The sequence below is a fragment of the Streptomyces sp. NPDC091649 genome (genome assembly GCF_044756785.1).
Taxonomy (GTDB): Bacteria; Actinomycetota; Actinomycetes; order Streptomycetales; family Streptomycetaceae; genus Streptomyces.
Map to the genome: position 1 here is coordinate 12,298 of NZ_JBIVTR010000003.1, position 26,602 is coordinate 38,899.

Annotated in this window: 23 protein-coding genes; 10 read left to right on the plus strand and 13 right to left on the minus strand. The window is 71.3% G+C overall.

The features are described from left to right. Positions 1-188 precede the first annotated feature (188 nt). Genes ACIQMU_RS07555 through ACIQMU_RS07575 form a run of 5 tightly spaced genes read left to right on the plus strand, consistent with a single transcriptional unit; the run spans position 189 to position 5,142 of the window. A complete protein-coding gene (locus ACIQMU_RS07555) occupies positions 189-986 on the plus strand; it encodes an ABC transporter ATP-binding protein (RefSeq protein WP_352238984.1) in 798 nt (265 codons plus the stop codon). Beyond that, positions 974-1,783, plus strand: coding sequence for an ABC transporter ATP-binding protein (locus ACIQMU_RS07560; protein ID WP_402688429.1), 810 nt, complete (start codon positions 974-976; stop codon positions 1,781-1,783). The genes ACIQMU_RS07555 and ACIQMU_RS07560 overlap by 13 nt, the downstream gene beginning before the upstream one ends. Then, positions 1,780-2,670, plus strand: coding sequence for a branched-chain amino acid ABC transporter permease (locus ACIQMU_RS07565; RefSeq protein WP_352238982.1), 891 nt, complete (start codon positions 1,780-1,782; stop codon positions 2,668-2,670). The genes ACIQMU_RS07560 and ACIQMU_RS07565 overlap by 4 nt, the downstream gene beginning before the upstream one ends. Further along, on the plus strand, positions 2,663-3,892 hold the full coding sequence (locus tag ACIQMU_RS07570) for a branched-chain amino acid ABC transporter permease (RefSeq protein WP_352238981.1): 1,230 nt from the start codon (positions 2,663-2,665) through the stop codon (positions 3,890-3,892). Before ACIQMU_RS07565 ends, ACIQMU_RS07570 begins: the two co-directional genes overlap by 8 nt. Beyond that, the gene (locus tag ACIQMU_RS07575) at positions 3,889-5,142 is read left to right on the plus strand and encodes an ABC transporter substrate-binding protein (RefSeq protein ID WP_352238980.1); all 1,254 of its coding nucleotides are present in this window, start codon (positions 3,889-3,891) and stop codon (positions 5,140-5,142) included. Before ACIQMU_RS07570 ends, ACIQMU_RS07575 begins: the two co-directional genes overlap by 4 nt. A 257-nt stretch (positions 5,143-5,399) precedes the next feature. On the opposite strand, the gene pssA is transcribed toward ACIQMU_RS07575, so the two are convergent. The 8 genes from pssA to ACIQMU_RS07615 all read right to left on the minus strand — a co-directional run bounded on the left by pssA (position 5,400) and on the right by ACIQMU_RS07615 (position 14,372). Continuing rightward, the gene (gene pssA / locus ACIQMU_RS07580; RefSeq protein ID WP_352238979.1) at positions 5,400-6,263 is read right to left on the minus strand and encodes a CDP-diacylglycerol--serine O-phosphatidyltransferase; all 864 of its coding nucleotides are present in this window, start codon (positions 6,261-6,263) and stop codon (positions 5,400-5,402) included. Beyond that, positions 6,250-6,897 carry a phosphatidylserine decarboxylase gene (locus tag ACIQMU_RS07585; RefSeq protein ID WP_352238978.1) on the minus strand — a complete coding sequence of 216 codons (648 nt, stop codon included), beginning with the start codon at positions 6,895-6,897 and terminating at the stop codon, positions 6,250-6,252. Before ACIQMU_RS07585 ends, pssA begins: the two co-directional genes overlap by 14 nt. Positions 6,898-7,077: 180 nt before the next feature. Continuing rightward, a complete protein-coding gene (locus ACIQMU_RS07590; RefSeq protein WP_352238977.1) occupies positions 7,078-8,283 on the minus strand; it encodes an acyl-CoA dehydrogenase family protein in 1,206 nt (401 codons plus the stop codon). 49 nt (positions 8,284-8,332) lie between these two features. Further along, the gene (locus ACIQMU_RS07595; RefSeq protein WP_352238976.1) at positions 8,333-8,836 is read right to left on the minus strand and encodes a MaoC family dehydratase; all 504 of its coding nucleotides are present in this window, start codon (positions 8,834-8,836) and stop codon (positions 8,333-8,335) included. A gap of 2 nt (positions 8,837-8,838) precedes the next feature. Further along, positions 8,839-9,861: a CoA ester lyase gene (locus ACIQMU_RS07600; protein ID WP_352238975.1), complete on the minus strand. Its 1,023-nt coding sequence runs from the start codon at positions 9,859-9,861 to the stop codon at positions 8,839-8,841. Continuing rightward, positions 9,858-11,870, minus strand: a complete 2,013-nt coding sequence (locus ACIQMU_RS07605) for a protein meaA (protein WP_402688430.1) — start codon at positions 11,868-11,870, stop codon at positions 9,858-9,860. Before ACIQMU_RS07605 ends, ACIQMU_RS07600 begins: the two co-directional genes overlap by 4 nt. 9 nt (positions 11,871-11,879) lie before the next feature. After that, complete coding sequence (ccrA, locus tag ACIQMU_RS07610; protein ID WP_352238973.1) at positions 11,880-13,217, minus strand: crotonyl-CoA carboxylase/reductase; 1,338 nt, start codon at positions 13,215-13,217, stop codon at positions 11,880-11,882. A gap of 357 nt (positions 13,218-13,574) precedes the next feature. After that, entirely contained in the window at positions 13,575-14,372 is a 798-nt protein-coding gene (locus ACIQMU_RS07615) for a GNAT family N-acetyltransferase (RefSeq protein WP_352238972.1), read from the minus strand. A 156-nt stretch (positions 14,373-14,528) separates the two neighbouring features. On the opposite strand from ACIQMU_RS07615, the gene ACIQMU_RS07620 reads away from it, so the two are divergent. Beyond that, positions 14,529-15,308 carry a restriction endonuclease gene (locus ACIQMU_RS07620; protein ID WP_402688431.1) on the plus strand — a complete coding sequence of 260 codons (780 nt, stop codon included), beginning with the start codon at positions 14,529-14,531 and terminating at the stop codon, positions 15,306-15,308. Here ACIQMU_RS07620 and ACIQMU_RS07625 read toward each other — a convergent pair. Both ACIQMU_RS07625 and ACIQMU_RS07630 read right to left on the minus strand, forming a co-directional pair. Continuing rightward, positions 15,295-16,110: a TetR family transcriptional regulator gene (locus ACIQMU_RS07625; RefSeq protein WP_402688432.1), complete on the minus strand. Its 816-nt coding sequence runs from the start codon at positions 16,108-16,110 to the stop codon at positions 15,295-15,297. The genes ACIQMU_RS07620 and ACIQMU_RS07625 overlap by 14 nt on opposite strands. A gap of 91 nt (positions 16,111-16,201) precedes the next feature. Then, on the minus strand, positions 16,202-17,986 hold the full coding sequence (locus ACIQMU_RS07630; protein WP_402688433.1) for a 3-hydroxyacyl-CoA dehydrogenase family protein: 1,785 nt from the start codon (positions 17,984-17,986) through the stop codon (positions 16,202-16,204). A 359-nt stretch (positions 17,987-18,345) separates the two neighbouring features. Between ACIQMU_RS07630 and ACIQMU_RS07635 the strand changes: the two genes are divergently transcribed. Continuing rightward, positions 18,346-18,936, plus strand: coding sequence for an adenylosuccinate lyase (locus tag ACIQMU_RS07635; RefSeq protein ID WP_402688434.1), 591 nt, complete (start codon positions 18,346-18,348; stop codon positions 18,934-18,936). A gap of 94 nt (positions 18,937-19,030) precedes the next feature. Here the strand turns inward: ACIQMU_RS07635 and ACIQMU_RS07640 are convergent, their stop codons facing one another. Both ACIQMU_RS07640 and ACIQMU_RS07645 read right to left on the minus strand, forming a co-directional pair. Further along, a complete protein-coding gene (locus ACIQMU_RS07640; RefSeq protein ID WP_352238967.1) occupies positions 19,031-20,617 on the minus strand; it encodes an alpha/beta hydrolase in 1,587 nt (528 codons plus the stop codon). 162 nt (positions 20,618-20,779) lie between these two features. Continuing rightward, positions 20,780-21,811, minus strand: coding sequence for an Rv2578c family radical SAM protein (locus ACIQMU_RS07645; RefSeq protein ID WP_402688578.1), 1,032 nt, complete (start codon positions 21,809-21,811; stop codon positions 20,780-20,782). A gap of 124 nt (positions 21,812-21,935) precedes the next feature. Between ACIQMU_RS07645 and ACIQMU_RS07650 the strand changes: the two genes are divergently transcribed. The 3 genes from ACIQMU_RS07650 to ACIQMU_RS07660 all read left to right on the plus strand — a co-directional run bounded on the left by ACIQMU_RS07650 (position 21,936) and on the right by ACIQMU_RS07660 (position 25,553). Further along, on the plus strand, positions 21,936-22,328 hold the full coding sequence (locus ACIQMU_RS07650; protein ID WP_352238966.1) for a VOC family protein: 393 nt from the start codon (positions 21,936-21,938) through the stop codon (positions 22,326-22,328). Positions 22,329-22,414: 86 nt separating this feature from the next. Next, complete coding sequence (locus tag ACIQMU_RS07655) at positions 22,415-22,858, plus strand: SRPBCC family protein (protein ID WP_352238965.1); 444 nt, start codon at positions 22,415-22,417, stop codon at positions 22,856-22,858. 244 nt (positions 22,859-23,102) lie between these two features. Further along, on the plus strand, positions 23,103-25,553 hold the full coding sequence (locus tag ACIQMU_RS07660; RefSeq protein ID WP_352238964.1) for an MFS transporter: 2,451 nt from the start codon (positions 23,103-23,105) through the stop codon (positions 25,551-25,553). A gap of 55 nt (positions 25,554-25,608) precedes the next feature. Here the strand turns inward: ACIQMU_RS07660 and ACIQMU_RS07665 are convergent, their stop codons facing one another. Next, on the minus strand, positions 25,609-26,502 hold the full coding sequence (locus ACIQMU_RS07665) for a LysR family transcriptional regulator (protein ID WP_352238963.1): 894 nt from the start codon (positions 26,500-26,502) through the stop codon (positions 25,609-25,611). Positions 26,503-26,602: the final 100 nt, after the last annotated feature.

Sequence of the window (26,602 nt, forward strand, 5' to 3'; positions counted from 1 at the left end):
CCGCCCGTCACCGCCTCTGTGCGCGTGCACAACGAGGCCCTTCGCTCACTGGTCGCCCGCATCGAGTCGGCCCCGTGCCGTGGACGCGCGTCCCGCCCGGTGCTGGTCTGTGGCACCACACGACGCCACACCCTCACCGCTGAGCACCACGGTGAACACGGGACGACAAGGCGGAAGGAGGAGGACGCATGGCAACGCTAGAGATCCGCGCGTTGTCCGTCGGCTACGGTCCGGTCCGGGCGCTGCGCGACATCTCCGTCGAGGTGCCGGACGGCGGGATCACCGCCGTACTCGGCGGCAACGGCGCGGGCAAGACCACGCTGCTGCGGGCCGTGTCGCGGACCCTCGGCTTCCACCGCGGGACGGGCACCGGCACCATCCGGTTCGACGGCCGCCCCCTGGAAGGGCTGCGGCCCGCCCAGGTGGTGGCCGCCGGAGTGGTCCAGGTACCGGAGGGCCGGCAGGTCTTCGCCCGGATGACGGTGGCCGACAACCTGCGGGCGGGCGCCCTCGGGGCGCGCGGCGGACGCAAGGAGACGAGCGCCGCGCTGGCCCGGGTGCACGAGCTGTTCCCGGTGCTCGCCGACCGCGCGCACCAGCGGGCCGGGCTGCTGTCCGGCGGGGAGCAGCAGATGCTGGCCATGGGCCGCGCGCTGATGGCGGGGCCCCGGCTGCTGCTGCTGGACGAGCCCTCGCTCGGCCTCGCCCCGCTGATGGCCGCGAGGATCGCCGAGACGGTGCAGGAGATCAACGCGAGCGGCACCTCCGTCATGCTCGTCGAGCAGAACGCGGCCATCGCCCTGCGGCTCGCCTCCACGGCGTACGTACTGGACGTCGGCGAGGTGGTCCTGTCCGGCCCCGCCGACGAACTCGCCGCCTCCGACGAGGTTCGCCGCCGCTACCTCGGCGTCGTCGACGAGGACGCAGCGTCGGACACCGACCCGGCCGCCCGGCCCCGGCGCACCCTGAGCAGGTGGTCCGCGTGACCTCCACCGCAACGGCCTCGGCGCACAGCACCACGGCGGCCCTCACCGTGCAGGACGTCACCGTCCGCTTCTCGGGGCTCACCGCCCTGGACGGCGTCTCGTTCACCGTCGAACCCGGCAGTGTGCACGCCGTCATCGGGCCCAACGGCGCGGGCAAGTCCACCTGCTTCAACGTCCTGTCCGGCGTGTACCGGGCCACCTCCGGGCACGTCCGCCTCGGCGGCGCCGATCTCACCGGGCTCCAGCCGCACGCCATCGCGGACCTCGGAGTGGCGCGCACCTTCCAGAACCTGGCGCTGCCGCCGTACGCGACCGTCGCAGACAGCCTCCTGCTCGGCCGCCACCGGCTGACCCGCTCCGGGTTCGTCGCCACCGGCCTGCGACTGCCCTCCGCCGCCCGCGAGGAGCGGCGCCACCGCGACCGCGTCCGGGAGATCGCGGAATTCATCGGCCTGGAAAATCAGTTGGAGCGACCGGCGGGATCACTGCCGTACGGACAGCAGAAGCTCGTCGAGCTCGGCCGCGCCCTGTGCATGGAGCCGAAGGTCCTGCTGCTGGACGAGCCGATCGCCGGGATGACGGCGGACGAACGCCGACGCACCGCCGCCGTCGTGGCCGACGTACGCGACAGCCTCGGCATCTCCATCGTGCTCGTCGAGCACGACATGGGGGTGGTGATGCGGCTCGCGGACGCGGTGACCGTACTCGACTTCGGGCGACGGATAGCCGGGGGCACCCCCGCCGAGGTCCAGAGGGACCCGGCCGTCGTCCAGGCATATTTGGGAGCACCTCAATGACCACGTCTCTCGAACTCCTCCTCGGCGGCCTGTCGATCGGCTCCGTGTACGCGCTCATCGCGCTCGGGTTCGTCGTCATCTTCAAAGCCACCGAAGTCGTCAACTTCGCCCACGCCTCCCTGCTGTTGGCGGGCGGCTACGTCACCGCCGTGCTCCACGACGACATCGGGTTCTGGCCCGCGCTGCTCGTCGGGATCGCCGGGGCCGCGTCCGTCGGGGCAGCCATCGAGTTTCTCGTCATGCGCCGCTACCGAGGCAGCGACCACAGCGTCCTGGCCATCGTCACCATCGGCGTCGACATCCTCCTCATCACCGAACTCACCCGCCGCATGGGCACGGACGTGCTCGCCCTCGGGGACCCCTGGGGCGACGAGATCGTCTCCATCGGCGGCATCACCCTCGCCCAGACCAGGATCGCCGCGTTCCTCGCCGCCGGGCTGCTGATCACGGTGTTCCTTCTCGCCTTCCGCTACACCTCATGGGGTGTGTCGATGCGGGCCGCCGCCGAGAATCCGCAGACGGCGGCGCTGATGGGCATCAAGCTGGGGCGGGTCTCGCTCGCCGCTTGGGCGGTCGCCGGAGCCCTCGCCGCCGTCGCCGCGCTCTTCCTCACCGTCTTCCCGACCCCGGGGCTGGAGCGCGCCACCTCGCTCGCCGCACTCAAGGCGTTCCCCGCCGCGATCCTCGGCGGACTCGACTCCACCACCGGGGCGCTCGCCGGCGGGCTCATCGTCGGCGTCACCGAGTCGCTCGCCACCGGCTACCAGAGCGACCTCTCCTTCCTCGGCCGGGGCATCGGCGACCTGGCGCCCTACCTGGTGATGGTGGTGGTCCTGCTCATCCGGCCCGCGGGACTCTTCGGCACGAAGGAGCTGGCCCGTGTCTGACACCGCCGCCTCCGGCACCACCGCCGAAGCCGCTCCCGGGGCCCCCGCGGCCCCCGCGGCCGGCGGTGGCACGGAGAGCTTCACCGACCGGCTGCGCCGGCCCCGTACCCACGCCGTCCTCATCGGCTCCCTCCTGCTCCTCGTCCTCCCCTTCTACCTGGACCGCTTCTGGCTCCAGGCCGGACTGTTCGCGATGGCGGCGGCGATCGGCGCCATCGGGCTCAACATGCTCACGGGCGCCACCGGGCAGCTGTCCATGGGCCACGCGTTCTTCCTCGCGGTGGGCGCGTACGGCTACTGCGTCCTGGCGGGTGAGAGCAGCACCGAGAACGGGCACACACTGTCCGGGCTGGGGCTGCCGACCTGGCTGGCAGCGATCCTCGCCGTGCTTCTCGCCGGGGCGGCGGGCGGGCTGTTCAGCCCCATCGCCGGCCGCCTGCGCGGCGCGTACCTCGGCATCGCGACCCTCGCCCTGATCTTCATCGGGCAACACGTCCTGTTCAACGCGGGCTCGCTGACCGGCGGTTACAACGGCCGGGCCGTACCGCCGCTGTCGCTGTTCGGCTTCACCTTCGACGACACCGAAGTCGTGGTCGCCGCCGTGCCGTTCGGTTCGTCGGAGAAGCTCTGGTACGCGGGCCTGGTCGCACTCCTGGCGAGTGCGCTGTTCGCCCGGGGGGTGCTGCGCGGCCGGCCTGGGCGGGCCATGAACGCCATCCGCGACCACCGGATCGCGGCCGGGGTGATGGGCGTGCCGGTGGCCCGGTACCGGGCCGGCGTATTCGTCCTGTCCTCGATGTACGCGGGTCTCGCGGGAGTCCTGCTGGCCCTGGTCTTCCAGCGGACCGTGCCCGAGTACTTCGGCATGATCCTCTCCCTCGAATATCTCGCCATGATCGTCATCGGCGGGCTCGGCAGCGTCGCGGGAGCCGTGATCGGCGCCGCCTTCGTCTCCCTGCTCCCGCAGGTGTTCACGCACTACAGCGACTCCCTGCCGCTGGTCTCCGCCCCCGGTACGGGCGGGCTGGCGCCCGGTGAGGCGTCCCGCTATCTGTACGGCGCCGCGGTGGTCGCGGTGGTCCTGTTCCTGCCCGGCGGCCTCGCGCGCCCGGGCCTCGCACGCGCGAAGAAGCCGACGGCTCCGGAGCGGTCGGCGGCCTCGAAGAAGCCGTCGGCTTCGAAACGGTCGGCGTCTTCGAAGAATCCAGGGGAGAAGTCATGAAACTGAGAGTGCTCACGGCCGTGGTCGCCACCCTCGCCGTCACCCTCGTCGGGTGCAGCGGCAAGGCGACCGACGGGAAGGCGGACGAGCAGGCCGAGAACGGGATGAAGACGGGGCCGGGGGTCTCCTCCTCGACGATCTCCCTCGGTGTGCTGACCGACATGACGGGGGTCTACGCCTCGCTCGGCAAGAGCGTCACCCAGGCGCAGCAGCTGTGGGTCAAGCAGACGAACGACGAGGGCGGCATCTGCGACCGGAAGATCGAACTGACGGTCCGCGACCACGGCTACGACCCGCAGAAGGCGATCGCCGCGTACACCGAGCTGGAACCGAAGGTGGTGGGCTTCGCCCAGTTCATCGGGTCCCCGTTCGTCGCCGCCGTCGAGCAGCGCATCGACGGCCGGGACAAGGGCCTCGTGCTGCCGCAGGCATGGTCGGCGAACCTGCTGGGCTCCCCGTATATCCGGGTCATCGGCGCCACGTACGACGTCGAGACGATCAACCTGATCGACTACCTCCTCGCCGAGAAGCGCGTCGCGAAGGGCGACAAGATCGGTCATGTGTACTTCGAGGGCGACTACGGCGAGAACGCGCTCGTCGGCTCGAAGCACGCGGCGAAGGAGGCCGGGCTGACCGTCGTCGAGCAGAAGATCAAGCCGACCGACAACGACATGACGGCCCAGGTCGCCGCCCTCAAGCAGGCCGGGGTCACCGCCGTGATCGTCAGTGCGGGCCCGCGCCAGGCGGCCTCGCTCGTCGGCGTCGCCGCGGCCACCGGCTTCGACGTCCCGGTGGTGGGCAACAACTCGGCCTTCGCCCCGCAGCTGCTGAAGACCCAGGCAGGCCCCGCTCTGCTCAAGGACTACTACGTCGCCGCCTCCACGCTGCCCATCGGAGACCCGGGCGACGGCCCCGCCAAGCTCGCCGAGGAGTACGCAGCCCAGTACCCGAAGGACGTGCTCGACAACGGCGTCGTCGCCGGCTACACGGCGGCCTCCCTGTTCGGCGAGGCACTGACGAAGGCGTGTGACGACAAGGACCTCACCCGCGAGGGCATCGACAAGGCGCTGCTCACGATCAAGGGGTACGGGAGCGAGTTCGGGGTGTCGCACGACTTCTCGGACCCGAAGGCGCCGTCCACCCGCGAGAGCGTCATCATGAAGCCGGACGCCGGCGCCGCCGGCGGGCTGAAGGTGGTCCGGCCGGCCGAGGTCGCAGCGGCGGCCGAGTCCTTCACCGCCGGTTCCTGAGCCTCACGGGCCGGCGGGAGGCGTACGGGCGAAGGCCGTCCGTACGCCTCCCGTCGTCGTCGGGGCCGTCCGGTCGGACCTCCCGGCCGTCCGTCCCGACGTAGCGGAAGCGGCCCCGCTCCACCCGGTGGATGAGGACCCCGGGCAAGGCCCGGTGTACCTCCCCGACTCGAAGGCGTAGCCCTGGGAACGCGCGAGGGCCCGGATGCCGGAGCATCCGGGCCCTCGCCCTGTTGTCGCCTGTCCGCCGGCCGCCGCTACGGCAGCTGTGCCGCCCGCGCCTCGCGCCGGTTGTCACGGAACGTGTTCACGCGTCGCGCCGTGGCGAACAGCGGGATCACCGCGCCGAGCACGACCTGGAGCGCGCAGCCCGTCTGGAGCAGCAGCTGACCGCCGGGCGCGTCGAACGCCCACGCCGCGAGCAAGCCCATCGCGGCCACGATCCAGCTGAGCATCGCCACCGCGAGAACGCCCCGCGGCTTGGGGTACTCGACCCGGCTCACCATGAGCCAGGCGACCCCGATGATCGCCAGCAGCGTGAGCGGGAAGGGCAGCTCCAGGAGCACGATCGAGACGACCGTCAGCGCTCCGAAGGGGCTCGGCATGCCCTGGAACATGCCGTCCTTCAGTGTCACACAGGAGAATCTGGCCAGCCTGAGCACCACCGCCAGCAACACGACGATCGCCGCCAGTGCCGAAACCCGCTGATGGGCGTCGTCGGCGACCATGCCGTACACGAGCACGAAGTAGGCCGGCGCGAGCCCGAAGCTGATGAGGTCCGAGAGGTTGTCCAGCTCGGCGCCCATCGGCGAGGAGCGCAGCTTGCGCGCCACGAGTCCGTCGAACAGGTCGAAGATCGCGGCCATCAGCATGAGGATCACCGCGGTCGCGGCGGAGTGCCGGGCCATGCCCGTCCCGTCGCTGCCCGTGAGGTGCGGGATCAGAATGCCCGTGGTGGTGAAGTACACCGCCATGAACCCGCACGTCGCGTTACCGAGCGTGAGCGTGTCGGCTATCGACAGCCGCATCGACAGCGGCATGTCCTCCGCGGCGTCGACGTCGCTCTCCTCGTCGGCCTTCGGTACCCAGCCGGCCTGTGTATCAGGATCAATCACGGTCAATTCGAGTCACCCCCGCGGTGGTGGCCTGGCCGACCTCGACCGCGACATCGATACCTTCCGGAAGGTAGATGTCCACGCGCGAGCCGAAGCGGATCAGGCCGATGCGTTCGCCCTGCTCCACCTTCGTGCCCTCGGGGACGTACGGCACGATCCGACGGGCGACCGCTCCCGCGATCTGCACCATCTCGATGTCGCCGAGCTCGGTGTCGAAGTGCCAGACAACGCGCTCGTTGTTCTCGCTCTCCTTGTTGAACGCCGGAACGAAACCGCCCGGCACGTGCTCGACCGACGTCACGGTGCCCGCCAGCGGCGCGCGGTTGACGTGGACGTTGAGCGGGCTCATGAAGATCGCGACGCGCGTGCGCCCGTCCTTCCACGGCATGATGCTCTGCACCACACCGTCGGCCGGGGAGATGACCCGGCCGTCAGTGATCTCGCGCTCGGGGTCACGGAAGAACCACAGCATGCCCGCCGCGAGCGCGGTGGTGGGCACGGCCACGGCCGCCCAGCGGCCCGACTTGCGGGCTCGGGCCAGGCTGAGGGCTGCGGTGGCGACGGTCGGCAGGAGCCACGGCGATGCTCCGCGGGCGATGCGGACCCCGCCGCGGGGTGCGGAGATAGTGCTGTCGGGCATGGATGACCTTCGTAGCGGATGATGCCGCGCTGGCAACGGGGGACGGCGGCTTTCCGGCGATGCTATCGGTTGCCGGGCGCAACTGGGCAAGCCAGCAGCCGAGTCGGACGGCGGATAGGCACCCGCGGAGGATGACCCGGTGTGATGTTCTTCGCCACCAAATCACCTCGAAAGGGACAATCAGCCCTGGAATCGGTACTCCTCCAAGAGGCGCCGGCCAATGATCATTTTCTGGATCTCGGCGGTACCTTCACCGATCAGCAGCATCGGGGCCTCGCGGTAGAGGCGCTCGATCTCGTACTCCTTGGAGAAGCCGTAACCGCCGTGGATACGGAAGGCGTCCTCGACGACTTCCTTGCAGTACTCGGAGGCGAGGTACTTCGCCATCCCTGCCTCCAGGTCGTTTCGTTCCCCGGAGTCCTTTTTGCGTGCCGCATTGACCATCATCGCATGAGCGGCTTCGACCTTGGTGGCCATTTCGGCCAGTTTGAACTGGATGGCCTGGTGCTGGGCGATCGGTTTGCCGAAGGTGTGGCGCTGCTGCGCGTACGAGACGCCCAGCTCGAATGCACGTTGTGCGACCCCGCAACCACGCGCGGCGACATTCACCCGTCCGACTTCGACGCCGTCCATCATTTGGTAAAACCCTCGGCCCGTCGTGCCCCCGAGGACGCGATTGGCCGGAATGCGCAGGTCGTCCATGATGAGCTCGGTCGTGTCGACGCCCTTGTAGCCCATCTTGTCGATCTTCCCGGGGATGGTCAGACCGGGCCGGACCTCTCCGAAGCCGGGCTCCTTCTCGATGAGGAAGGTCGTCATCGACTTGTGGGGGGCGGTCCCCTCGGGGTGGCCTTCGTCACTCCGGCACAGTACGGCGACCAGTGTGGACGTTCCGCCGTTCGTCAGCCACATCTTCTGGCCGTTGAGAACGTACTCCTCGCCGTCCCTGACGCCCTTCGACGAGATCGCCGAGACGTCCGAGCCGAGCGCCGGCTCCGACATCGAGAACGCGCCCCGCACCTCGCCGAGCGCCATGCGCGGCAGAAACGTGTCCTTCTGCTCCTGGGTGCCGTGCTGCTTGAGCATGTAGGCCACGATGAAATGCGTGTTGATGATGCCCGACACGCTCATCCAGCCGCGTGCGATCTCCTCCACGCACAGCGCGTAGGTGAGCAGCGACTCGCCCAGACCCCCGTACTCCTCCGGGATCATCAGCCCGAACAGGCCGAGTTCCTTGAGCCCCTCGACGATTTCCGTCGGGTACTCGTCGCGGTGCTCCAGCCGGGTCGCGACCGGAATGATCTCCTTGTCGACGAAATCCCGGACCGTGGAAAGGATTTCCCGCTGGATGTCGTTCAGACCGGCGGTCTGGGCGAGTCGCGTCATGGCTGCTTCTCCTGTGGCTTCACGCGGATGGCCTTAAGGCTTCAGACGGTTATGCGGACGGCGTCGGGCGGCCCGGCTGCTCGCCGCCGCGCTCCTGGGTGTACGTCTCGGTGGGCACCATCACCTTGCGACGGAACACGCAGACCACGGTGCCGTCCTGCTTGTATCCCCTCGTCTCCACGTACACGACGCCGCGGTCGTTCCTGGACTTCGACGGCGTCTTGTCCAGCACGGTCGTCTCGCCGTAGAGGGTGTCCCCGTGGAAGGTCGGCGCGATGTGCTTCAGCGACTCGACCTCCAGGTTGGCGATGGCCTTTCCGGAGACGTCCGGCACCGACATGCCGAGGAGCAGCGAGTAGATGTAGTTCCCGACGACCACGTTCTTCCCGAAGTCGGTCGTGTTCTCCGCGTAGTTGCTGTCCATGTGCAGCGGGTGGTGATTCATGGTCAGCAGACAGAAGAGGTGGTCGTCGTACTCCGTGACCGTCTTTCCGGGCCAGTGCTTGTAGACGGCACCGACCTCGAACTCCTCAAAAGTGCGTCCGAACTGCATGGTCAGACCTCCGGGGCTTCGAACTTCGAGGTGCGCCGCATTCCGGCGGCCCGGCCCTTGCCCGCGATGACCAACGCCATCTTGCGGCTGGCCTCGTCGATCATCTCGTCACCGAGCATCGCCGAGCCCTTCTTGCCGCCCTCCTCGGAGGTGCACCAGTCATAGGCGTCGAGGATCAGCTCGGCGTGGTCGTAGTCCTCCTGCGAGGGCGAGAACACGTCGTTCGCCGCGTCGACCTGACCGGGATGCAGCACCCACTTGCCGTCGAAGCCGAGGGCGGCCGCGCGGCCGGCCACCTCGCGGTAGGCGTCCACGTCACGGATCTGGAGGAACGGGCCGTCGATCGCCTGGAGGTCGTGCGTGCGGGCCGCCATCAGGATGCGCATCAGGATGTAGTGGTAGGCGTCCGCCGGATAGCCGGGCGGCTGCTGGCCGACGACCAGGGTCTTCATGTTGATCGAGGCCATGAAGTCGGCCGGGCCGAAGATCAGCGTCTCCAGGCGGGGCGAGGCGGCCGCGATGTCGTCGATGTTCACCAGGCCCTTGGCGTTCTCGATCTGCGCCTCGATGCCGATCTTCCCGATCTCGAAGCCCATCGTCTTCTCGATCTGGGTCAGCAGCAGATCCAGGGCCACGACCTGCTGGGCGTCCTGGACCTTCGGCAGCATGATGCAGTCGAGGTTCGGACCCGCGCCCTCGACGACCGTGATGACGTCCCGGTACGTCCAGTGCGTCGTCCAGTCGTTGACCCGCACGACCCGGGTCTTGCCGCTCCAGTCACCGTTGTTCAGCGCGTCCACGATGGTGTGGCGGGCGCCCTCCTTGGCGAGCGGCGCGCAGGCGTCCTCCAGGTCCAGGAAGACCTGGTCGGCCGGGAGGCCCTGGGCCTTCTCCAGGAAGCGCGGGTTCGAGCCCGGCACGGCCAGACACGAGCGGCGGGGGCGCAGCCGGTTGACCGAGGAGTGCGCGGCGGAGCCGCTCTCCGCCGGGGCGGTGGCGGGCGACGGGTGGGCGGGCGTGGTCATGCGGGGACCTCCAGAGGGTCGAGCTTGTTCGCTTTCCGGATCTCGTCGACGATACGGCCGATGATCTCGGTGATGCCGAAGTCCTTCGGGGTGAAGACGGCGGCCACACCGGCTTCGATGAGCGCGGCGGCGTCGGCCGGCGGGATGATGCCGCCCGCGATCACCGGGATGTCGGGGGCCCCGGCCTCGCGCAGCCGGCGCAGCACGTCGGGTACCAGCTCCGCGTGCGAGCCGGACAGGATCGACAGGCCCACGCAGTGCACGTCCTCCGCGATCGCCGCGTCGGTGATCTGCTCGGGGGTCAGCCGGATGCCCTGGTACACGACCTCGAACCCGGCGTCCCTGGCCCGTACGGCGATCTGCTCGGCCCCGTTGGAGTGCCCGTCCAGGCCCGGCTTGCCGACCAGGAGCCGCAGCCGCCCCACGCCCAGGTCGGCCGAGGTGCGGGTGGCCTTCTCGCGGACGAGGGCGAGCGGGGTGCCCGCCTCGGCGGTGACCGCGACCGGGGCCGAGGAGACCCCGGTGGGCGCGCGGAACTCGCCGAAGACGTCCCGCAGGGCCCAGGACCACTCGCCGGTGGTGACGCCCGCGCGGGCGCACTCGACGGTGGCCTCCATCATGTTCTCGGTGCCCGCGGCGGCCTTCTTCAGCGCGGCCAGCGCCTCGGAGGCGCGCGCCTCGTCGCGGTTGTCCCGCCACTCGTGCAGGGCGGCGACGACCCGGGCCTCGTTCTCGGGGTCGACCGTCATGATCGCGCCGTCGAGGTCGGCGGTGAGCGGGCTGGGCTCGGTGTTCTCGTGGATGTTGACGCCGACGATCTTCTCCTGGCCGCCCTCGATGCGGGCCCGGCGCGCCGCGTGCGAGGAGACCAGCTCGGACTTGAGGTAGCCGGACTCGACGGCGGCCATCGCGCCGCCCATCTCCTGGATCCGCTCGATCTCCGCCAGCGACTCCTCGACCAGGGCCGCCACCTTGGCCTCGACGACGTGCGAGCCGGCGAAGATGTCCTCGTACTCCAGCAGATCGCTCTCGTGCGCCAGCACCTGCTGGATGCGCAGCGACCACTGCTGGTCCCAGGGCCGGGGCAGGCCCAGCGCCTCGTTCCAGGCCGGCAGCTGTACGGCGCGGGCGCGGGCGTCCTTGGAGAGGGTGACGGCCAGCATCTCCAGGACGATGCGCTGGACGTTGTTCTCCGGCTGCGCCTCGGTCAGCCCGAGGGAGTTGACCTGGACGCCGTAGCGGAAGCGGCGCTGCTTGGGGTTCTCGATCCCGTACCGCTCGCGGGTGACCCGGTCCCAGATGCGGCCGAAGGCGCGCATCTTGCACATCTCCTCGATGAAGCGGACGCCCGCGTTCACGAAGAACGAGATCCGGGCGACCACGTCACCGAACTTCTCCTCGGGCACCTGGCCGGAGTCGCGGACCGCGTCGAGCACCGCGATGGCGGTCGACATGGCGTACGCGATCTCCTGGACAGGGGTGGCCCCCGCCTCCTGGAGGTGGTAGCTGCAGATGTTGATCGGGTTCCACTTGGGGATGCGGTTGACCGTGTACGTGATCATGTCCGTGGTCAGCCGCAGCGAGGGCACCGGCGGGAAGACGTGCGTCCCGCGCGAGAGGTACTCCTTCACGATGTCGTTCTGCGTGGTCCCCTGGAGCCTGGCAGGGTCGGCCCCCTGTTCCTCCGCGACCACCTGGTAGAGCGCGAGCAGCCACATCGCGGTCGCGTTGATCGTCATCGAGGTGTTCATCTGCTCCAGGGGGATGTCCTGGAACAGCCGCCGCATGTCACCGAGGTGCGAGACGGGAACGCCGACGCGGCCCACCTCGCCTCGGGCGAGAATGTGGTCCGGGTCGTATCCGGTCTGCGTGGGCAGATCGAAGGCGACCGAGAGACCCGTCTGGCCCTTGGCGAGGTTGCGGCGGTACAGCTCGTTGGACGCCTCGGCGGTCGAGTGGCCGGCGTACGTCCGCATGAGCCAGGGCCGGTCCTTCTGACGTTCGTTCATCGGAGAACCTCAGACGTTGCGGAAGCGGTTGATGGCGTCGATGTGCTGCTCGCGCATTTCCTGGTCGCGGACGCCGAGCCCCTCGCCGGGGGCCAGCGCGAGGACGCCGACCTTGCCCTGGTGCAGGTTGCGGTGGACGTCGTAGGCGGCCTGGCCGGTGTCCTCCAGGGAGTAGACCTTGGAGAGCGTCGGGTGGATCTTGCCCTTGGCGATGAGCCGGTTGGCCTCCCACGCCTCGCGGTAGTTGGCGAAGTGGGAGCCGACGATCTTCTTGAGCGACATCCACAGGTAGCGGTTGTCGTACTCGTGGTGGTAGCCCGAGGTGGAGGCACAGGTGACGATCGTGCCGCCCTTGCGGGTGACGTAGACGCTCGCGCCGAAGGTCTCTCGGCCGGGGTGCTCGAAGACGATGTCGACGTCCTCGCCGCCGGTCAGCTCACGGATGCGCTTGCCGAGCCGCTTCCACTCCTTGGGGTCCTGGGTGTGCTCGTCCTTCCAGAACCTGTAGCCCTCGGCGTTGCGGTCGATGACCGCGTCCGCGCCCATGGCACGGCAGATGTCGGCCTTCTCCGGGCTGGACACGACACAGATGGGGTTGGCGCCGCCGGCCAGCGCGAACTGGGTGGCGTACGAGCCGAGTCCGCCGCTGGCGCCCCAGATCAGCACGTTGTCGCCCTGCTTCATGCCCGCGCCGTTGCGCGAGACGAGCTGGCGGTACGCGGTGGAGTTCACCAGGCCGGGGGCGGCGGCCTCCTCCCAGCTGAGGTGGTTCGGCTTCGGCATCAGCTGGTTGGACTTGACGAGGGCGATCTCGGCGAGGCCGCCGAAGTTCGTCTCGAAGCCCCAGATCCGCTGCTCCGGGTCGAGCATCGTGTCGTTGTGCCCGTCGGAGGACTCCAGTTCGACCGACAGGCAGTGGGCGACGACCTCGTCGCCCGGGTTCCAGGCGTTCACGCCGGGGCCGGTGCGCAGGACGACGCCGGCCAGGTCGGAGCCGATCACGTGGTACGGCAGATCGTGGCGCTTGGTCAGCTCGCTGAGCCTCCCGTAGCGCTCCAGGAAGCTGAACGTCGACACCGGCTCGAAGATCGAGGTCCAGACGGAGTTGTAGTTGACCGAACTGGCCATGACGGCGACGAGGGCTTCGCCGGGGCCGAGTTCGGGGACCGGGACGTCGTCCAGGTGGATCGACTTGCGCGGGTCCTTGTCGCGGGTTTCCAGTCCCGCGAACATCTCCGCCTCGTCCTTGTGCACGGTGATCGCGCGGTAGGACTCGGGGAGGGGCAGGGCCGCGAAGTCCGCGGCGGTGCTGTTCTGCGACTGAATCGCGTCCAGGATGTCCTTCACGGTGTTGCCTCCGGTGATGCGGCGTCGAGGAAACGTTGAGGGGCCCTGCTGGCAGGGTAGCGATGCGGTGTGGAGGGGTGTCTGCCGTCGGTTCGGCGGGTGGAGCTCGGCTCTGCTCGGTGGAGCGGAAGGGTGCCTGTGACGCAGGCGTCCGGGCGCGCAGCACGGTGGTTGCGGGGACAGCCGGCGTACGTGTGACGTCTCAGCACGCCGGCCGCCCGGACACCTTCAACGTATGGCACTCCGTGACACCTGGCAAGGCACCCAGTGCCAACAATTTCTCTCACTTGTCATCCCGTGGGCACGCATGAGCAACACGATGGGTGTTACGGGACGTTCTGTCCTGCTGGCGAGCGGTTACCGGGCCCGGCGGTACACGTACGGCGTCGTCGTGCCGAGTGCCGTGAAGCCGAGCCGGGCCAGGATCGGGGCCGACATGTCCGTCGCGTCGACCTGGAGGAAGCGGTAGCCGCGCTCGGCGGCGACGGCGGCCCGGCGGGCGACCAGGGCCCGGTACAGGCCCCGGCCGCGCCACTCCGCGACCGTTCCGCCGCCCCAGAGCCCGGCGAAGACCGTGCCGGGGTACAGCTCCATCCGGGCCGAGCTGACCGGTTCCCCGCCGGCCGTCACCACGAGCGCCAGGAAGTCGTCCGGAGCCTGTTCCAGCCGCGCCAGCACCTGGTGGCGCAGCCGGCCCGCGTCCGTGCCGAACGCCCGCTCGTGGGCCAGGGCCATCAGCTCGACCCCGGCCGCGTCGGTCACCGGGCGCAGGACGAGGCCCTCGGGCAGCTCGGCCCCGGACCGGAGGGCCGGCTCCCCGACCGGCGCGACCAGCAGGGTCTCCGGCGGACCCGGTGCGAATCCGGCCGCTCGCAGCCGGTCGCCCAGACCGGCCGGCCGGTCGTGGGAGTAGAGCTTCCACTCGAATTCCTCGTGGCCGAGCGCCGTGCAGTGCTCGATCTGGGCCCTGATCGCCGCGTCGGCCCCCTCGGCATCCAGCCCCGGGTCCGACCAGACGACCCCGTTCCAGTCGTCGGGGCCGCCGACCTGGCGCACCAGGGGGCCGGCGCGCTCGACCCGCACGCCCGGCCCGTCGGGGCGGGCGTGCTCGCGCATCGTGCGGTCGTACAGGTCACGTACGTCATCGGTTCGCATCCGCGCACCTCAGCACAGCGGCGACCGGGGAACCACAGGATTTCGGCCGCCTCCCGTGAGGAACGGCCGGTGCCCGACGCGTCGGAAGCCCGGCTCGGGGCAGGCGGTCCCCAGTAAGTGATCATGGATGGATCGGAGAGGCAGGGGTGGGCACCGATGGCGATACCGGTCCGCAGACGGAGCGCCCGGGAGCGGCGTACTTCCTTCGATCTCCGGCGCACCGCCCTGGGGTTCGCCCTGGTCGCGCTGATCGTCGCGGGCGGCGGCGCGGTGCTGCGGGCCCTGTGGCGCGGCGCCGGGCTCCCCGCGGTCGCCGCCGTGCCGGCGGCCGTCCTGGCCCTCGCGGCTGCTCTCGTGGTGCTGCGCCGCCGTCGCGCGCGCCGGGTCGCGGCGGCCGTCACGGACGCCGCGTACGGGATCGTCGACGCGGGCCTCGCCGAGCTGGACGCGGCCGAGACGGACCGGGCCGGTCCGGAGCCCCCGGAGCCGGCCGCCGGTGCGGTCGCCTACGAGGAGCTGGACCCCTACGCCTTCGAGGAGGCCGTGGCCGAACTCTGCCGGCGTGACGGCTGCGCGGACGCCGCGGTGGTGGGCGGCGCGGGCGACCTGGGCGCCGACGTGCTCGCGACCACCCCGGACGGACGCCGCCTCGTCGTCCAGTGCAAGCGCTACGGGCCGGAGAACCGGGCCGGCTCCCAGGAGCTCCAGCGCTTCGGCGGGACCTGCTACGCGGTCCACGAGGCGGATGTCGCGCTCGTCGTCTCCACCGGCGGCTTCACCGAACCCGCGCTCGACTACGCCGAGCAGTGCTCCATCCTCTGCTACGGCCCCGACGAGCTGGCAGCGTGGAGCGAGGGCGGTGCGCCGCCGCCCTGGGAGCCGGCGGGGGCGGCCCCCGCCCGCGGCCGACCGGACGCCCGGCTCAGCGGCCCTTGAGGGCCTGCTGGATCGTTCGCATGACCTCGTCCAGCGGGGCGTCGGTACGCGTCACCGCGACGAGCACCTCGCCGTCCGCGGCCGCCGTCGCCGCCGGGCCGCGCTCGGGCTCGGGGCCGGCGCTCCGGCCCGCTCCGATGCCCGTGCCGAAGGTGTCGCGCACGATCGCGAAGGCGCGGTCGAGCTGGGCCTCCACATCGCCCTGGCCGCTCGCCCGCAGCCAGCGGCGCAGTACGTGGTTGTGCGCGGTGACCACGGCGGACGCGGCGACCTCCGCGAGCAGCGGGTCGTCGTTGCCCACCTGGTGGTCGCGCTCGTCGAAGTGGCCCAGGAGATACCGGGTGAACAGCCGCTCGTAGCGGGCCACCGAGGCGATCTCGGCCTCCCGGAGGGTCGGCACCTCGCGGGTCAGCTTGTAGCGGGCCACGGAGACCGCGGGCTTGGCCGCGTACATCTTCATGACTTCCTTGATGCCGCGGCAGACGGTGTCGAGCGGGTGCTCGTGCGCGGGGGCGGCGTTGAGGACGGCCTCGGCCCTGACGAGGGTGTCGTCGTGGTCGGGGAAGATCGCCTCTTCCTTGGAGCGGAAGTGCCGGAAGAACGTCCGCCGGGCGACGCCCGCGGCACCCGCGATCTCGTCGACGGTGGTCGCCTCGTAGCCCTTCGTGGCGAAGAGCTCCATCGCGGCGGCGGCCAGTTCGCGGCGCATCTTGAGCCGCTGGGCGGCCGCGCGAGTCCCCGCGGTGGTCTCGGGGGCGTCGGTCGCTGCGGTGGCACGGGGTGACTTGGCGGGCTGGGACATGGCATGAACGTAACGCATCGGTGCAGGAGAGCGCGCCTGCGGGGGCGGGCCGCCGGGGGGTCCCAGCAGCCCGCCCCACCCGGCTCCCGGGTCAGCGACGGGCATATTCGCGGAAGCCGCGCCCCGTCTTGCGGCCGAGGCAGCCCGCGGCGACCAGGTGCTCCAGCAGCGGGGCCGGCGCGAGACCCGGGTCGCGGAACTCCTTGTGCAGCACCTTCTCGATGGCCAGCGAGACGTCCAGGCCGACCACGTCGAGCAGTTCGAACGGGCCCATCGGGTAACCGCCGCCCAGCTTCATCGCCGCGTCGATGTCGTCCAGCGAGGCGTAGTGCTCCTCGACCATCTTGATCGCGTTGTTGAGGTACGGGAACAGCAGCGCGTTCACGATGAACCCGGCCCGATCCCCGCAGTCCACCGGATGCTTGGGGATCTTCGCGCACACCGCGCGGACCGTGGCGTGCACGTCGTCGGCGGTCAGGACGGTACGGACGACCTCGACCAGCTTCATCGCGGGCGCCGGGTTGAAGAAGTGCATGCCGATCACGTCCTCGGGGCGCGCGGTCGCCCGGGCGATGGCCACGACCGGCAGCGAGGAGGTGGTGGTGGCGAGCACCGCGCCCGGCCGGCAGACCTTGTCGAGGGCGGCGAACAGCTGCTGCTTGATCTCCAGGTCCTCGGCGACCGCCTCGACGGCGAGGTCCACCTCGGCGAACGCGTCCAGCGACCCGGCCGCCGTGATCCGCGCCAGCGTCTCGTCCCGGGCCTCGGCGGTGAGCCGTCCCTTGGTCACCGACCGCTCCAGCGACTTCCCGATCCTGGCCTTGGCGAGATCCGCCTTCTCCTGGGTCCTGGCCGCCAGCACCACGCCGTATCCGGCCTTCGCGAAGACCTCCGCGATCCCGGAGGCCATCGTCCCGGAGCCCGCGACGCCGATGGAGGCCACAGTGCGGCCCGCTCCGGAGGCGGCGTCGTCCGCCGCCGGGGTCAGCGCGTCCGGCACCACGGCCTGGCCGCCCGGAGCGGCGTACGTGTAGAAGCCGCGCCCGGCCTTGCGGCCGGTCAGGCCCGCGCTGCTGAGCTGCCCGAGGACGGGGGCCGGGGCGTGCAGCCGGTCGTGGGATTCGGCGTACATCGCCTCCAGGACGGTACGGGCGGTGTCGATCCCGATCAGGTCCAGCAGGGCGAGGGGCCCCATCGGCAGGCCGCAGCCCAGCTTCATCGCGGCGTCGATGTCCTCGCGGGAGGCGTAGTTCGCCTCGTACATCGCGGCGGCCTGGTTGAGGTAGCCGAAGAGCAGCCCGTCCGCGACGAACCCGGGCCGGTCGCCGACCGCGACCGGCTCCTTGCCCAGCTCCCGGGCCAGTCTGGTGACGGCCTCGACGGCGGGCGGCGCGGTCAGCACCGAGGAGACCACCTCGACCAGCTTCATCGCGGGCGCCGGATTGAAGAAGTGCAGGCCGAGGACGCGCTCGGGGTGCTGGGACTCGGCGGCCAGCCGGGTCACCGACAGGGCGTTGGTGCCGGTGGCCAGGATCGCGGTGGGGGAGACGATCGCGTCGAGCTCCCGGAACACCTGCTGCTTGATCTCGTACGTCTCGGGCACCACCTCGATGACCAGCTCGGCCTCGGCGGCGGTGCGCAGGTCGTCGGACGTACGGAACCGGGCGAGGGCGTCGCTCCGCTCCTGCTCGGTGATCCGTCCACGGCTCACGGCCCGTGCGGTGGACGCTTCGAGGGAGGCGACGGCGCTCAGGGCGGCCGCCTCGCTGATGTCGATGCCGATGACCTCGCGGCCCGCCAGGGCCAGGACCTCGGCGATGCCGGCGCCCATGGTGCCGAGGCCGACGACGGCGATGGTGCTGAGAGGGGTGTCCATCACGGGACTCCAGGGTGAGTGACGACTGTGGGAGCACGGAACGCGCGACCGTGGGAAGGCGGCGCGGGGCGTGCGGAGGCTGAGTTTCGTGGAACTCGACGCAGGGCCGCTTGAGCGCGCCTGGTCGTTCGAATGACGGACTCTGTCCCGGAGTCGCGTCGCACACGGAAGAACCGAACCGACAAGCACTCCGCATGGCTGCGTCACCAGGCCACCGGAGTCTGCGGGGAGTGTGCCCCGCTCAGATGAGATTAACCGGCGAGTAACGAGCGCGCCACCCCTGCGTCCTTGTGCCCTGGACCACACGAACTCCCCGATGCCGCCCCGCACGGAGCGTGTCCGTCGCTACGCTGAGCGTCATGGATGAGGAGTTCCGTTCACTCGTGGACCGGCTGGCGTCCGAGGCGGCCGACTCGCCGGAGTACGCCCGGCTCGTCGCCGCCGAGGACCCCGAGGAGCTGGCCCGGGTCCTCGTCGAACCGCACCGCCCCCTGTGGGCCCGCGAGATAGCCGCCTTCCGGCTCGGCTGCGCGGGCGACCGGCGGGCCTTCGAGGCGCTGGTGCTCCTGCTCAACCACCGCGACCCCGAACGCTGTGTCTCCGCCGCCCACGCCCTGGCCCGACTGGACGACCCCCGCACACCGAGGGCGGCGGCCGCCCTCGCCACGAACACCCTGCGCACCGCCTACGCCCTGCACCCGGTTCGCCTGCTGACCGACCTGCGGGCCCCCGAGTCGGTCCCCGCCCTGGTCTCCACCCTCCAACGCCTGCTGGCCCCCGGCGAACCGCACTGGCGTGTCGCCCTGGCCTGCGTCGAGGGCCTCGGCCGCCTCGCCGACGCACAGGCCCGCCCGGTCCTCACGGCGGCCCTGCCGCACCCGCGCCTGGGCACGGCCGCGGCCGAGGCCCTCAGGCGGTTGCCGGGGGAGTGCGGGAGCGCACGGACGTAGCGCGCCTCCGGCGCCATGCCCCCATGACCCCGCCCGGGTGCGGGAACGGGCCTGTCGCCGCGGCCGGGCGGCCGCGGCGACAGGCCCGGCCGGGTCAGTGCCGGAAGCCGAGCAGGCCGTGCAGGCGGCTGCCCTTGCTGTTGTCGACCGACTGGGCCGCCGCCTTCTCGGCGGGCAGCGGTTTCGGGTCCGGGAGGGCGGCGCAGACCGCGTCCGCCTCACCCCGGCCGCGCGGGACCGTTCCGTCCCTCAGGTAGGCCGCCAGGTGCTCGTCCAGGCAGTCGTTGCCGCTCAGCGTGATGCCGTGGTTGCCGCCGCCCTCCTCCACGACGAGGCTGGACCCCTTGAGTTTGCGGTGCATGCTGACCGCCCCGCCGTACGGGGTCGCCGCGTCGCCCGTGGCCTGGAGGATGAGCGCCGGGGGCAGCTGACGGTTGTCCACCCGGACCGGTCGCAGCGGCGCCACCGGCCAGTTCGCGCACGGCGCGTTGTACCAGGTGTTGTTCCAGGTCATGAACGGCGCCTTCTGATGGATCCGGCGGCTGTCGTTGCGCCAGGTGCTCCAGTGCTCGGGCCAGCCGGCGTCGCGGCACTGGACGGCGGTGTAGACCGAGTAGCCGTTGTCGCCGCTCGCGTCGACCGCGCCGAAGTTCTCGTACACCTCCACCAGGGCCTCGGCGTCCCGGTTCTTCACGTACGCGGCGAACGCCTCGGCGAGGTAGGGCCAGTAGCCGTTGTAGTACCCGCCGGGCAGGAAGGTGTCCTCCAACTCGCCCGCGCCGACCGTGCCGCCCGCGGGCCGTCGCGCCACGTCCGCCCGCATCCGGTACCAGGCGGCCTCGACGCCCGCCGGGTCGGTGCCCAGGCCGTACGCGGCGTCGTTCCTCGCGACCCACGCGGCGAACGCCTTGTGGCGGTCGTCGAAGGGCTGGTCCTGGCCGAGGTTGCCCTCGTACCAGACGTCGTCCGGGTCGACGACCGAGTCCAGGACCAGGCGGCGCACGCGCTCCGGGTACAGCTTGGCGTAGACCGCGCCGAGATAGGTGCCGTAGGAGTAGCCGAAGTAGTTGATCTGCCGGGATCCCAGGGCCCGGCGGATCACATCGAGATCCTTGGCGGCGCTGACCGTGTCCATGTACGGCAGCACGTCACCGTGCTTCTCGCCGCAGGCCCGGGCGAACGTCTCCGCCCGGTCGCGGTTGATCCGCTCCGAGCGGTGGGAGTCCGGAACCGAGTCCGGGCGTACCGGATCGAAGTGCCCGGGCAGACAGTCCAGGGCCGGGGAGCTCTTGCCGACCCCGCGCGGGTCGAAACCGATCACGTCGTACTGCGCGGCGACCTTCTTCGGCAGCGCGGAGGCCACGAACCCGGCCATCGACAGGCCGCTGCCGCCGGGGCCGCCCGGATTGACCAGCAGCGGGCCCTGGAAGTTCTTGGCGGTGTGCGGGACGCGGGACAGGGCCAGCGTGATCTGACGGCCCGACGGGCGACGGTGGTCCAGCGGGGCGCGGACCTTCGCGCACTGGAGCGTCGGGTAGCTCTCGGTCGGGCACTTGGTCCACGCCGGCTTCGGGGCGGGCGGGGCGCTCGCCGCGGTGGCGGCGGCCGGCGCGGGGGCGGCGGTCAGCAGACCGGCGACGGTCGCACCGACGGCGGCCAGAATTCCTGCACGTTTCGTCATGGGGCCTCCAGGAGTGGAGGGAACGCGGCGCCGGATCACCGGTCCCCGCCGCATGCTCCCCGAATTCCCCCGTGGAAGGGCCCGTTCCGCGCGGAGTCGACCCGTACGGTCACGCCATCGGCCCCATCGGCCCCATCGGCCCCATCGGCGACCCCGCGAGCCTCACATGAGGGTCAGCTGGGTGGGGCCCGGCTCCGGCGCGGCGGGCGGCGCCGGAGCGATTCGCCGGGCCTCGCCCCGGTGCGCCGGGCCGATCCCGAACTCGTCCGCCAGCTCGTGCACCTGACGCGTGATCCGGCGCTGGTACCAGGTGGGGGCGTACGCCCCGTCCGCGTACATCCGCTCGTAGCGCGGCACCAGACGCGGATGGTGCCGCTCCAGCCACGTCAGGAACCACTCCCGCGCGCCGGGGCGCAGATGCAGCACCAGCGGGGTCACCGAGGCCGCGCCCGCACCCGCGATGGCGGCGACCGTGGCGCGCAGCTGCTCCGGGCTGTCCCCGAGGAACGGGATGACCGGCGCCATCAGGACCGAGCAGCCGATGCCGGCGTCGGTGAGCGCGCGCACCACGTCCAGCCGGCGTTCGGGGGAGGGCGTGCCCGGCTCGACCGTCCGCCACAGCTCCCGGTCGGTGAAGCCCACGGAGACGGAGACCCCGATCTCGGTCACGTCCGCCGCCTGCCGCAGCAGCTCCAGGTCCCGCAGGATCAGCGTGCCCTTGGTGAGGATGGAGAAGGGGTTCGCCCGGTCGCGCAGGGCGGTGATGATGCCCGGCATGAGCCCGTACCTGCCCTCTGCCCTCTGGTAGCAGTCGACGTTGGTGCCCATGGCGATGTGCTCGCCCCGCCAGTGCCGCGAGGCCAGCTCCCGCTGGAGCAGCTCGGCGGCGTTGACCTTGACGACGATCTGTGAGTCGAAGCCGGTGCCGGTGTCCAGATCCAGATAGCTGTGGGTCTTGCGGGCGAAGCAGTACACACACGCGTGCGTGCAGCCCCGGTAGGGGTTCACCGTCCATTCGAACGGCATCCGCGAGGCGCCCGGCACCCGGTTCAGGATCGAACGGGCCCGGATCTCGTGGAAGGTGATGCCCCGGAATTCCGGGGTGTCGAACGTGCGCGTGGTCACCGCGTCCGCGGCGAAGAGCGCGCTGTTCCCGGTCGTCGAGTTCTTCTCGACCAGATTGTCCCAGCGCATGGACGCCTCCTCGGTAGCACTCACCGCAGAATAGAACACTTGTTCCCTTGATCGTGCGGAGCGGCCCCCGCGACTAGCGTGTGACCCCCTGGAGGAACCACTTCGTGGCAGGAGGCCCCGAACCATGGCCGGCAAGTTCACCGAACTCGCGATCGACTGCGCGGAGCCCGTCGGCCTCGCTCGGTTCTGGTGCTCGGTCCTCGACTACGAGGTGCGGGACCAGGACGAGGAGGAGGGCGTCGTCACCATCGGTCCGCCGGTGGCGCCCGAGGCGGAGGACCGCCCGGGCCCCGTGCCGCCGGTGCTGACCTTCGCGCGCGTGCCCGAGGCCAAGAGCGTCAAGAATCGGCTCCACATCGACGTCAGTCCCACCGACCGCAACCAGAGCGACGAGGTCCGCCGGCTGCTCGGTCTGGGCGCCCGCCGCGTCGACGTCGGGCAGGGCGACGCGAGCTGGGTCGTCCTCACCGACCCGGAGGGCAACGAGTTCTGCGTCCTCGCGGAGCGCCGCCCCTGAACCCGGCGGACCCCGATTTTGAGCGGCGTGCCCGAGGTGGTTGGCTCAGCTCACCCACCGAACAACCGAGTGCTGGAGGAACAGCCATGGCGCAGGTCGAGGCCACCACGGAGCGGATCATCGCGGCGGACGCGGAGGATGTGTTCGACGCGCTGGCCGACTACAAGAACGTCCGCGGCAAGGTGCTGACCGGGCACTTCAGCGAGTACGAGGTCCGGGAGGGCGGCGACGGCGAGGGCACCCTCGTGCACTGGAAGCTCCAGGCGACCAGCAAGCGCGTCCGTGACTGCCTGCTGGAGGTCAGCGAGCCCACCGACGGACAGCTCGTCGAGAAGGACCGCAACTCCTCCATGGTCACCACCTGGACCGTCACCCCGGCCGGTGAGGGGAAGTCCAAGGCCGTCATGACCACCGTCTGGAACGGCGCCGGCGGCATCGGCGGGTTCTTCGAGCGGGCCTTCGCCCCCAAGGGCCTCGCTCGGATCTACGACGAGCTGCTCCAGAACCTCGCCACCGAGGTCGAGAAGTAGGACCGGCCCGGCGAGGGGATGCGTTTCCCCTCGCCGCACCGGAGGCCGGGCGGGTCCGGCCTCCGCGGGATGACCGGCCTCACCGGAACGGGTGGTTTTCCGGGGCGGCCGGTTGTGCGCCGTAGTGCCTCCCACCGGCGCATAAGCCCTTCGTGCGCGCCGCGTACGCCCCTCGTCACGTTTGCCCCGCCTTGCCGCGCGATGCGACAAATGGGCGGCGCAGGTGCGACGAGGGGAGCGTTACGTGGCGGGCGGGATCACGCTGGTGAAGGACGGACCGGACGGCACGGGAGCGGACGGTCCGACGCCGGACGGCACGGCGGCGACGGCCGGACTCCCCGCCGCACCGCCCCCACCGGCCGGACCCGGCCCGGCCCCGGCGGAGATCAGCCCCCGCAAGGTGCGCATGGTCTTCCTCGGACTGATGCTCACCCTGCTCCTCGCGGCGCTCGACCAGATGATCGTCGCCACCGCACTGCCGAAGATCGTCGGTGAGCTGCACGGCCTGGAGAAGATGTCCTGGGCGGTCACGGCCTACCTCCTCGCCTCCACCATCGTCCTGCCGCTCTACGGCAAGCTCGGCGACCTCTTCGGCCGCAAGGGCGTCTTCCAGTTCGCCATCGTGGTCTTCATCATCGGCTCCGCGCTGGCCGGCTGGTCGCGCACCATGGACGAGCTGATCGCCTTCCGCGCCGTCCAGGGCATCGGCGGCGGCGGCCTCATGATCGGCGTCCAGGCGATCATCGCGGACATCGTCCCGGCCCGTGAGCGCGGCCGCTACATGGGCCTCATCGGCGCGGTCTTCGGCCTCGCCTCGGTCGCCGGCCCCCTGCTCGGCGGGTTCTTCACCGACCACGCCTCCTGGCGCTGGTGCTTCTACATCAACGTCCCCTTCGGCCTGGTCACCCTCGCCGTCATCGCGGTCGTCCTCAAGCTGCCCCGGCCCGCCGTCCGGCCCCGGCTCGACATCCTGGGGGCGGTGCTCCTCGCCGCCGCCTCCACCTGCCTCGTACTGGTCACCAGCTGGGGCGGCACCGAGTACGCCTGGGGCTCGGGAACCATCCTGGGCCTCGCGGCGGGCGCGGTCGTCACGGCGGCGCTCTTCGTCGCAGCCGAACACCGAGCCGCAGAACCGATCATTCCGCTGCGCCTGTTCCGCGACTCCGTCTTCAACGTCACCGGCCTGGTGGGCGCGGTCGTCGGCATCGCGCTCTTCGGGGCCGCCAGCTACCTCCCCACCTACCTCCAGATGGTCGACGGGGCCAGCGCCACCGAATCCGGGCTGCTGATGCTCCCGATGATGATGGGCATCGTCGGCGGCTCCGTCGTCTCCGGCCAGCTCATCACCCGCACCGGCCGCTACCGGATCTACCCGATCCTCGGCAGCGCCGTCTCGGTGGTCGGCATGTGGCTGCTGTCCCTGCTGGAGGCGGACACCTCCCCGCTGGCGTACAGCTTGTACCAGGCCGTCCTCGGCATCGGCATCGGACTGGTCATGTCCGTCCTCGTGCTCGCCGTGCAGAACTCCGTACGCCCCGCGGACCTCGGCACCGCCACCAGCGCCAACAACTACTTCCGGCAGATCGGCGGCAGCGTCGGCGCGGCGATCTTCGGCACGCTGTTCGCCGGGCGGCTCTCCGACGCGCTCGGCGTACGCCTGCCCACCGGCGCGGAGCTGCCCGACCCCGAGTCGATCACCCCGCAGATCGTCCACGCGATGGAACCCGCGCTGCGCGACGCCTACATCCAGGCGTACGTCGACGCGATGCCGCGCATCTTCCTGTACCTCGTGCCGGTGCTCGTGCTCGGCCTGATCCTCGCCTTCTTCCTCAAGGAGAAACCGCTGGTGTCCCACCACAGCCCCGAAGCCGCCGCCGAGACCTCGCCGATCCCCGCCGCCCGCGCCGAAGCAGGCCGCCCGCCCGCCGGCCACCTCTCCGGGGTCCCGGTCCACGGAAGCGTCCAGCACCACGACGGCTCCACCGTCCCGCAAGCCGCCCTCACCCTCATCGACGTCCAGGGGCGGCAGATCGGGCGCGGAGCCAGCGGCGAGGACGGGCGGTACGCGCTCAGCGTCCCCGGCGCGGGCTCCTACGTCCTGATCGCCGCCGCGGGCGGACACCAGCCGCAGGCCGTCAGCGTCACCGTGGGCGAGCGCCCCGTCGAGCTGGACGTGGTGCTCGGCGGCGCCGGACGCCTCGCCGGCTCCGTCCTCACCCCCGACGGCGCCCCCGTGCCGGAGGCGGCCGTCACCCTCACCGACGTACGCGGCGAGGTCGTCGCCTCCACCCGCACCGGGCGCGAGGGCGGCTACGTCATCGGCGAGCTGGTCGCAGGCGAGTACACGCTGGCGGCCGGCGCCCCCGGCTTCCGCCCCGCCGCCCTCCCGGTCAGCGTGCAGGCCGCCCGCGAGACCCGGCAGGACATCGAGCTGGCTGGCGGGGCCGTTCTGCGCGGCGTCGTCAGGGCCAGCGGCGGACGCCCCGTCGAGGACGCCCGGGTCACCCTGCTCGACGCGGCGGGCAACGTGGTCGACACCCTCACCACCGGGCCGGACGGATCGTTCCGGTTCGTCGACCTGTCGTCCGGCGAGTACACGGTGATCGCCGCCGGCTACCCGCCGGTCGCCACCGTCCTCCAGGTCGCGGGCGGCGGCCGCACCGAACGCGACCTCCAGCTCGGCCACGAGGACTGAGACGTACGGGACCCGGGGCCGACGTCTCACCGACGCGCACCGGGCGCCCGCCGGCTCAGCACCTCTGCGCCGCCTGCCGCACCAGCCGCATCAGCGCCCGTGCCCCCGGGCTGAGGCTCCGCGCGGCCGGAAGCACCACCACGCTCTCGTACACCGGCCGGTGCGCTCCGGCCAGCTCCACCACGACCAGCCGGGCCGCCTCCGGCTTGCGGGAGAAGTGGTGCGGCACCACCGCGATCCCCAGGCCCTCCTGCACCAGCTCCAGCAGGCTGTGCACATCGTTGACCTCCAGGCCCACCGTCCGGCGCACCCCCGCCGCCGCGAACGCCTCGTCGGCGGCCCGCCGGGGGCCCCAGTCCGGGTGGAAGTCGATGAACGACGCGCCCGGCAACTCCTCCCACCGCACCTCCGACCGCCCGGCGAACGCGTGCCCCGCCGCGCACAGCAGCACCATCGGCTCCCGGGCCAGCGGCAGCAGCTCCCCGCGCCACTCCGCCGGACCTACCGTGGCCGCGAACGCCAGGTCGAGCCGCCCGCCCGCCACCCCCTCCAGCAGGCTGCTGGTGCCCTCCTGCCGCAGCCGCAGCTCCATCTGCGGATGCTCCCGGTGGAACGCCGCCAGCAGCCGTGCCGGGCTCACCCCCGCCACACACTGCTCGACCCCGACCGTCAGCGTCCCGCGCAGCAGCCCCCGTACGGCGTCGACCGCGTCCCGCGCCGCCCGCGCGCCCGCCAGCGTGCGCTCCGCCTCTACCAGCAGCGCCCGCCCCGCCTCGGTGAGCCGGACCGTGCGCGTGGTCCGGCTGAACAACGGGGTCCGCAGCTCCCGCTCCAGCGCCCGTACGGAGGCGGAGAGCCCGGACTGCGACACGGCGAGGCGCTCGGCGGCGCGGGTGAAGTGGCGCTCCTCGGCGACGGCGACGAAGTGCTCCAGCTGACGCAATTCCATGATTGAGCAATCTAGGCGATGAATCCGAGCGGAATCTCCTGTTGGACCGCTGGATCCATCTGCGGAAGCCTTGCCCGGGTGCGCGCCGGCCCCGGTGCGC

Excerpts from the sequence above, each read along its gene's own strand:
- ACIQMU_RS07555 (WP_352238984.1), top strand. The coding sequence starts at position 189 with ATGGCAACGCTAGAGATCCGCGCGTTGTCCGTCGGCTACGGTCCGGTC.
- ACIQMU_RS07565 (WP_352238982.1), top strand. The coding sequence starts at position 1,780 with ATGACCACGTCTCTCGAACTCCTCCTCGGCGGCCTGTCGATCGGCTCC.
- ACIQMU_RS07575 (WP_352238980.1), top strand. The coding sequence starts at position 3,889 with ATGAAACTGAGAGTGCTCACGGCCGTGGTCGCCACCCTCGCCGTCACC.
- ACIQMU_RS07585 (WP_352238978.1), bottom strand. The coding sequence starts at position 6,897 with ATGCCCGACAGCACTATCTCCGCACCCCGCGGCGGGGTCCGCATCGCC.
- ACIQMU_RS07590 (WP_352238977.1), bottom strand. The coding sequence starts at position 8,283 with ATGACGCGACTCGCCCAGACCGCCGGTCTGAACGACATCCAGCGGGAA.
- ACIQMU_RS07595 (WP_352238976.1), bottom strand. The coding sequence starts at position 8,836 with ATGCAGTTCGGACGCACTTTTGAGGAGTTCGAGGTCGGTGCCGTCTAC.
- ACIQMU_RS07600 (WP_352238975.1), bottom strand. The coding sequence starts at position 9,861 with ATGACCACGCCCGCCCACCCGTCGCCCGCCACCGCCCCGGCGGAGAGC.
- ACIQMU_RS07605 (WP_402688430.1), bottom strand. The coding sequence starts at position 11,870 with ATGAACGAACGTCAGAAGGACCGGCCCTGGCTCATGCGGACGTACGCC.
- ACIQMU_RS07615 (WP_352238972.1), bottom strand. The coding sequence starts at position 14,372 with ATGCGAACCGATGACGTACGTGACCTGTACGACCGCACGATGCGCGAG.
- ACIQMU_RS07620 (WP_402688431.1), top strand. The coding sequence starts at position 14,529 with ATGGCGATACCGGTCCGCAGACGGAGCGCCCGGGAGCGGCGTACTTCC.
- ACIQMU_RS07625 (WP_402688432.1), bottom strand. The coding sequence starts at position 16,110 with ATGTCCCAGCCCGCCAAGTCACCCCGTGCCACCGCAGCGACCGACGCC.
- ACIQMU_RS07630 (WP_402688433.1), bottom strand. The coding sequence starts at position 17,986 with ATGGACACCCCTCTCAGCACCATCGCCGTCGTCGGCCTCGGCACCATG.
- ACIQMU_RS07635 (WP_402688434.1), top strand. The coding sequence starts at position 18,346 with ATGGATGAGGAGTTCCGTTCACTCGTGGACCGGCTGGCGTCCGAGGCG.
- ACIQMU_RS07640 (WP_352238967.1), bottom strand. The coding sequence starts at position 20,617 with ATGACGAAACGTGCAGGAATTCTGGCCGCCGTCGGTGCGACCGTCGCC.
- ACIQMU_RS07645 (WP_402688578.1), bottom strand. The coding sequence starts at position 21,811 with ATGCGCTGGGACAATCTGGTCGAGAAGAACTCGACGACCGGGAACAGC.
- ACIQMU_RS07650 (WP_352238966.1), top strand. The coding sequence starts at position 21,936 with ATGGCCGGCAAGTTCACCGAACTCGCGATCGACTGCGCGGAGCCCGTC.
- ACIQMU_RS07655 (WP_352238965.1), top strand. The coding sequence starts at position 22,415 with ATGGCGCAGGTCGAGGCCACCACGGAGCGGATCATCGCGGCGGACGCG.
- ACIQMU_RS07665 (WP_352238963.1), bottom strand. The coding sequence starts at position 26,502 with ATGGAATTGCGTCAGCTGGAGCACTTCGTCGCCGTCGCCGAGGAGCGC.